The following is a 5,720-nucleotide window of genomic DNA, read 5'->3' as shown; positions in this document are numbered from 1 at the left end:
CCGTGGCCGTCCGCAACCCGAAGAACGCGAGCGCGAGCGCGATAGCGCTCTGCGCCGTCCGCAAACGCCGCCGCCGGCGCGCCCAGTCGTGCGTCCGCGCGGCCCAGTAGCCTTGCCGCCGGTGATGACAGTGCGTGAGTTATCGGAAGCGACCGGGATTGGCGCCGCTGATATTTTGAAGGCGATGCTGAAGGCCGGGATGATCGCGAATATCAATCAGCAGATCGACTATGAGACGGCAGCGTTGATTATTAGCGATTTTGGCATTGAGACGGCCGAGATTGTGCCCGAACAGATGGCGGGCATTGTCGAAGATATTAAAGAGGTGTTGAAAGCCCAACCGCCGTCGGAGATGCGCCCGCGCCCGCCGGTGGTGACGATTATGGGCCACGTTGACCACGGTAAGACAAAGCTGCTCGATGCGATCCGTTCGACCCGTGTGGCCGAAGGCGAGGCCGGCGGGATTACCCAGCATATCGGTGCGTATCAGGTCGAGGTCAACCATCGCAAGATTACCTTCCTCGATACGCCCGGCCACGAGGCGTTTACTGCGATGCGCGCCCGCGGCGCTCAAGTGACCGATATTGTGGTGCTGGTGGTGGCTGCCGACGATGGCGTGAAGCCGCAGACCGAGGAGGCGATCGCTCACGTCAAGGCCGCTGGCGTGCCGATGATTGTGGCGATTAATAAGATCGATCTGCCGACGGCGAACCCTGACCGGATTAAGCAGCAGTTGGCGGCGATTGATGTGATTGTTGAGGAATACGGCGGCAATGTGCCGTGCGTGCATGTTTCGGCCCGCCAGAAGCTGAATATCGATGGCTTGTTGGAGATGATCTTGCTGGTGGCCGATCTAGAAGATCTGCGCGCGAACCCCAATGCGCCGGCAGTGGGGACGATTATCGAGGCGAAGCTCGATAAGAGCCGCGGCCCGGTGGCGACGGTGTTGATCCAGAATGGTACGCTCCACCTTGAAGATAACGTGCTGGTGGGCAGCGTCGCCGGCAAGATTAAGTCGATGTTTAGCGATAGCGGTAAGCGCTTGCGCCACGCCGAACCCTCGACGCCGGTCGAGATTGTCGGTCTGGAAGGGGTGCCGCAAGCTGGCGATATCTTGCAGGTGATGGACGATCTGGTGGTGGCGCGTGAAATCGCTTTGCAGCGCCAGCGCCAGCAGCGCGCTGAGGCGATGGCGTCTAGCGCGCGCGGTACCAGCCTCGAAGAGCTGTTTGGCAAGGTGAAGCAGGGTCAGGTCAAGGAGCTGAACCTGATCTTGAAGGCCGATGTGCAAGGTTCGCTCGATGCAATCGCGCACTTGATCGAGCAACTAAACCAGTCGCAGAGCGAAGTGCAGACGCGCATCATCTACCGCGGCGTGGGGGCAATTACCGAGGGTGATGTTAACCTTGCCTTGGCTAGCCACGCGATTATCATCGGCTTTAATGCCCGGCCTGACCCGGCGGCTCGTCGCCACGCCGAGCAGCACGGGATTGATATTCGCTTCTATAATATCATCTACCAACTGCAAGATGATTTGAAGAAGGCGATGGCCGGTATGCTCGCGCCGACCTTCAAAGAGGTGGTCGAGGGCTATGCCGAGGTACGCACGACCTTCCGTTTGCCGACCCGTGAGATTGTCGCCGGCGTCTATGTCACCGACGGCAAGATTACCCGCACCGGCCAGAATGTGCGGGTGTTGCGCCGTGGCGTGGTGATCCACGACGGCAAGATTTCGTCGCTCAAGCGCTTTAAGGATGATGTGCGCGAGGTGACTGCCGGCTACGAGTGCGGTTTGATCGTCGAAGGGTTTAACGATATCGAAGCCGGTGACGCGCTTGAGTTCTATCGCCAAGAACAGGTCGCAGCAACGCTGTAGGGGCATCGCGCTGCTATGCCCCCCATGAGGCATAGCAGCACTATACCTATACCCGTCCCCTAGAAAGCGGTTTGGCTATGTCAAAACAACGGTTGCAACAAGTCGCCGATACGATGCAACGCATCCTCGGCGAGGTAATCCAGAAAGAATTAAAAGATCCACGGGTTGGTTTTGCCACGGTGACTCGTGTTGAGGTGAGCGCCGATTTGCAGCGTGCGAAAGTGTACATTTCGGTGATGGGTACGCCGGAAGAGCGTGCAGCGACCATGACCGCTCTCAACCATGCCCGTGGCTTTTTGCGCAAGCGCTTGGCCGATGAGATGGGTTATATGCGCTTTATTCCCGAATTGCGCCTTGTCCAAGATACATCGCTTGATTACAGCATGCACCTTGAGCAGGTGTTCCGCGAAATTCAGCACGAGCGGTTAGTCAATCCGCCGAAACTTGATGATGAGCAGTGATGCCGTTCCGTTCGATCCGTACTATAAGAAGCGGATTGCCTATACCCTGCGCGGCCAGCAGTTTGCCTTCGATGTTGGCCATACCATTTTTTCGTCGTTCCAAGTCGATGAAGGAACCGACCTGCTTTTGCGCCTGATCGAACCGGCACAACCCGACCCGCAACGCATCCTCGACCTTGGCTGCGGCTGCGGGGTGCTCGGGATCTGCCTTGCCCGCCGCTTTCCCCATGCCGAGGTGACGCTGGTTGATAAAGATCTGCTGGCGGTGCGCTATGCGCGTCACAATGCCGAACTCAATGCGACGCCGAATGTGCGCGTGTTGGGGAGTGTGGGCCTGAGCGATGCGCCTCCCGGCCCCTACGATTTGATCGTCTCGAACATTCCGGCTAAAATCGGCGACTACGCGATCGAACACGAATTTGTGTTGGCGCCGCTCCGCCAGTTGCGCCCCGGCGGCGAGTATTGGTTTGTGGTGGTGAGCGGCTTGAACCATCTCATTCCGCGGCTGGGGCCGCACCACAATCTGCGCCTGAAAGAGATCAAGAAGCGCGCCGGCCATTCGGTCTACCGGATTGTGGCGCCGGCGTCTACGACCGGAGGGTTATGATCTACGCTGATCCACAACAGGCCGCCGGCCCGATCCGCGATGCGCTGGCGCAAGCGCAGCGCATCTTGTTGCTGAGCCACGTGAATCCTGATGGTGACGCGATCGGGTCGTTGCTGGGCACGATGCATGTCTTGCGCGCGTTGGGTAAGGAGACTATCGCTTTAGCGTCGTCGCCGCTCGACTATTGCGCCGTGTTGCCCGGTTATGATGCGCTGCGCGTCTATCGATCAGGCGAGGCCCTACCTGAGTGCGACGTGATCTGGATGGTTGATGTCGCCGATCTTTCACGGGCCGGCGCGATCTACGATGAGCACAAAGCTGCCTTGCTGTCCCGCCCGCTGATTATTATTGATCATCACGCCACCAACAACGGCGGTGGTACGGTGAGCTTGATCCGCTCACATGAACCGTCGTGCGCCGAGGTGCTGGTTGATCTGTTTGCTGCGCTCGACTGGCCGCTCTCGCCTGACGCGGCGACCTGCCTGTTTTTGGGCACGATGACCGATACTCAGAGTTTTCAGACCCCCAATGTGAATCCGGCGACGCTGCGCCGGGCCGCAGCGTTGCTCGAGGCCGGCGCCGATAAGCAGCGGGTGATTGATGCGGTCTTTTTCTCGATCCCGCCGGCGACACTGCGCTTGACCGGTATGGCGATGGCCCATTTGCAGCAGGAAGATGGCATCTTCTGGACGGTGGTGACGCAGGAGATGTTGCGCGCTGCTGGCGCTGATGAGCAGGCGACTGATGATACGGTGGGCCGCTTGCAGCGGGTGGCTGGCATGCGTGCGTGTGTCCTCTTCCGGGAACAGCCTGATGGCACGGTCAAGATTAGTTTGCGTTCGGTACCCGGCGTTGACGTAGCCGCAGTGGCGCGGATGTGGGGTGGCGGCGGCCACCGGCAGGCGGCGGGGGCGACGCTGAAGATGAGTCTCGAGGCGGCAGTGGCGGCGGTGTTGCCGGCCTTGCGGCAGGCGGTGGAGCGGTAGCGGCATGGCTGAGTTGGTTGGGTTTGTGGTGATCGATAAGCCGGCTGGCCTGACCTCGCACGATGTGGTAGCACGGGTGCGCCGGTTGGTGGGGCGGGCCGTGAAGGTTGGTCATGCCGGTACGCTCGATCCGGCGGCGACCGGGGTGTTGCCGGTGGCGTTGGGCAGTGCAACCCGCTTGATTGATCAACTGGTTGATGCGCGCAAAGGCTATGTGGGAGTGGTACGGCTCGGCGTGCAGACCACCACCGACGATGCCGAAGGTGAGCCGCTAGCGACGCAACCGGTGCCGGTATTGACCGAGGCTGAGATCGCGGCGGTGCTTGACCGGTTTCAGGGCAAGATTCTGCAACAGCCGCCAGCGTTTTCCGCGCTCCATATTGACGGCCAACGCGCCTACACGCTGGCGCGCGCCGGCAATGAAGTGACCCTTGCGCCGCGATTAGTGCAGATTGACCGGCTTGAATTGCTGGCGTGGACGCCGCCCGATCTGACGATTGCAGTTGCATGCGGCAAAGGCGTCTACATTCGCGCGCTGGCTCGCGATATTGGCGTCGCCTTGGGGTGTGGCGCGCATCTGGCTGCGCTGCAACGCACCTTCGTCGGCCCATTCCGGCTGGAACAGGCTGTACCGCTCGCTGCGTTAACCGACCGTTCCGTGCTTATGCAGCACCTCTTGCTACCGGAAACCGCCCTGCTCGACTGGCCGATCCTACAGCTCGATGACGCCGATACCCGTCGGGTGCGGCACGGCATGGCCATTTCCGCCGGTGCGACCGATGTTGACCGTGCCCGCGCTCACGACCCCGCCGGCAGGCTGATCGCGCTGCTTCAGCGCGACGGCGCCCGTTGGCAGCCGGTGAAGGTGTTTCATAGGGAATAGGGAGTAGGGGTTGGGGAGTAGCGGTAGTTTCTCGGTGGTAATTCAGCATAGCGCAACTATGGCGTGCGGCAGTGCAACTGCCGCATTTCTGTTATCATCAATAAGCATATTGAATATTCTTGAAACGTAACTCAACCCATGCACGAAACTCTCCGCCTCTACTACGACAACTCATACCTCACCGAATTTACCGCGCAGGTGATCGCGGTCGCCGAACGCGATGGCCAGCCGGCGCTGGCGCTCGATCGCAGCACCTTCTACCCGGAAGGCGGCGGCCAGCCGGCTGACCGCGGCTGGTTACACGACGTTGCTGCCGATCGCCGCTGGGAAGTGCGCGATGTGCAGAGCGATAACGGCGTGGTCTGGCATCTGCTGGCGGCGAGCGAAGAGCTGCCGGCGCTCGGCGCGATCGTCACCGGCCAGATCGACTGGCAACGCCGGTTTGATCACATGCAGCAGCATTGCGGCCAGCACATCTTAACCGCCGCCTTTATTACCACCTGCAACGCGCCGACGGTCTCCTTCCACCTCAGCGAGCGCAGTGTTACCATCGATCTGGCCGTGGATGAATTGCGCGAAACGCAAGCCCGTGCCGCCGAGTCGTGGGCGAATGCGGCGGTTTGGCAGAACCTGCCGGTGCATACCCGGTTTGTCACCCCAACCGATCTCGCTAGTATCCCATTGCGCAAGCCGCCGGCGGTGAGCCGTGCGGTGCGGGTGGTCAGCATCGGTGACATTGACCATGCAGCGTGTGGCGGCACTCACCCGGCCCGCAGCGGCGAAGTTGGCGCGATTGCAGTGCTGGGGTGGTCACGGCAACGCGGCATGATCCGGGTGGAGTTTGCCTGCGGCGGGCGCGTTGTTGCCGCCCTGCGCGAGCGTGATGCTGCTGCCCGCGCGGCAGCGG

Annotated in this window: 6 protein-coding genes; all 6 read left to right on the top strand. The window is 61.0% G+C overall.

The window, feature by feature from the left end:
* On the top strand, positions 1 to 1,876 hold a 1,876-nt coding region (gene infB, locus U9R81_RS19095; RefSeq protein ID WP_322497001.1), incomplete at its 5' end, for a translation initiation factor IF-2.
* 77 nt (positions 1,877 to 1,953) lie between these two features.
* On the top strand, positions 1,954 to 2,337 hold the full coding sequence (gene rbfA / locus U9R81_RS19090; RefSeq protein WP_322497000.1) for a 30S ribosome-binding factor RbfA: 384 nt from the start codon (positions 1,954 to 1,956) through the stop codon (positions 2,335 to 2,337).
* Positions 2,324 to 2,944, top strand: coding sequence for a class I SAM-dependent methyltransferase (locus U9R81_RS19085; RefSeq protein ID WP_322496999.1), 621 nt, complete (start codon positions 2,324 to 2,326; stop codon positions 2,942 to 2,944). The genes rbfA and U9R81_RS19085 overlap by 14 nt, the downstream gene beginning before the upstream one ends.
* Positions 2,941 to 3,930, top strand: coding sequence for a bifunctional oligoribonuclease/PAP phosphatase NrnA (locus U9R81_RS19080; protein ID WP_322496998.1), 990 nt, complete (start codon positions 2,941 to 2,943; stop codon positions 3,928 to 3,930). The genes U9R81_RS19085 and U9R81_RS19080 overlap by 4 nt, the downstream gene beginning before the upstream one ends.
* A gap of 4 nt (positions 3,931 to 3,934) precedes the next feature.
* A complete protein-coding gene (truB, locus tag U9R81_RS19075) occupies positions 3,935 to 4,813 on the top strand; it encodes a tRNA pseudouridine(55) synthase TruB (RefSeq protein ID WP_322496997.1) in 879 nt (292 codons plus the stop codon).
* Positions 4,814 to 4,951: 138 nt separating this feature from the next.
* Positions 4,952 to 5,720: alanyl-tRNA editing protein (locus U9R81_RS19070; protein ID WP_322496996.1), on the top strand; the 769-nt coding region annotated here is incomplete at its 3' end.

This window comes from Chloroflexus sp., from assembly GCF_034435895.1.
GTDB lineage: Bacteria > Chloroflexota > Chloroflexia > Chloroflexales > Chloroflexaceae > Chloroflexus.
Note: the sequence above shows the minus strand (reverse complement) of the source record. Positions and strands in the feature narration are given on the sequence as shown.

Excerpts from the sequence above, each read along its gene's own strand:
- rbfA (WP_322497000.1), top strand. The coding sequence starts at position 1,954 with ATGTCAAAACAACGGTTGCAACAAGTCGCCGATACGATGCAACGCATC.
- U9R81_RS19085 (WP_322496999.1), top strand. The coding sequence starts at position 2,324 with ATGATGAGCAGTGATGCCGTTCCGTTCGATCCGTACTATAAGAAGCGG.
- U9R81_RS19080 (WP_322496998.1), top strand. The coding sequence starts at position 2,941 with ATGATCTACGCTGATCCACAACAGGCCGCCGGCCCGATCCGCGATGCG.
- truB (WP_322496997.1), top strand. The coding sequence starts at position 3,935 with ATGGCTGAGTTGGTTGGGTTTGTGGTGATCGATAAGCCGGCTGGCCTG.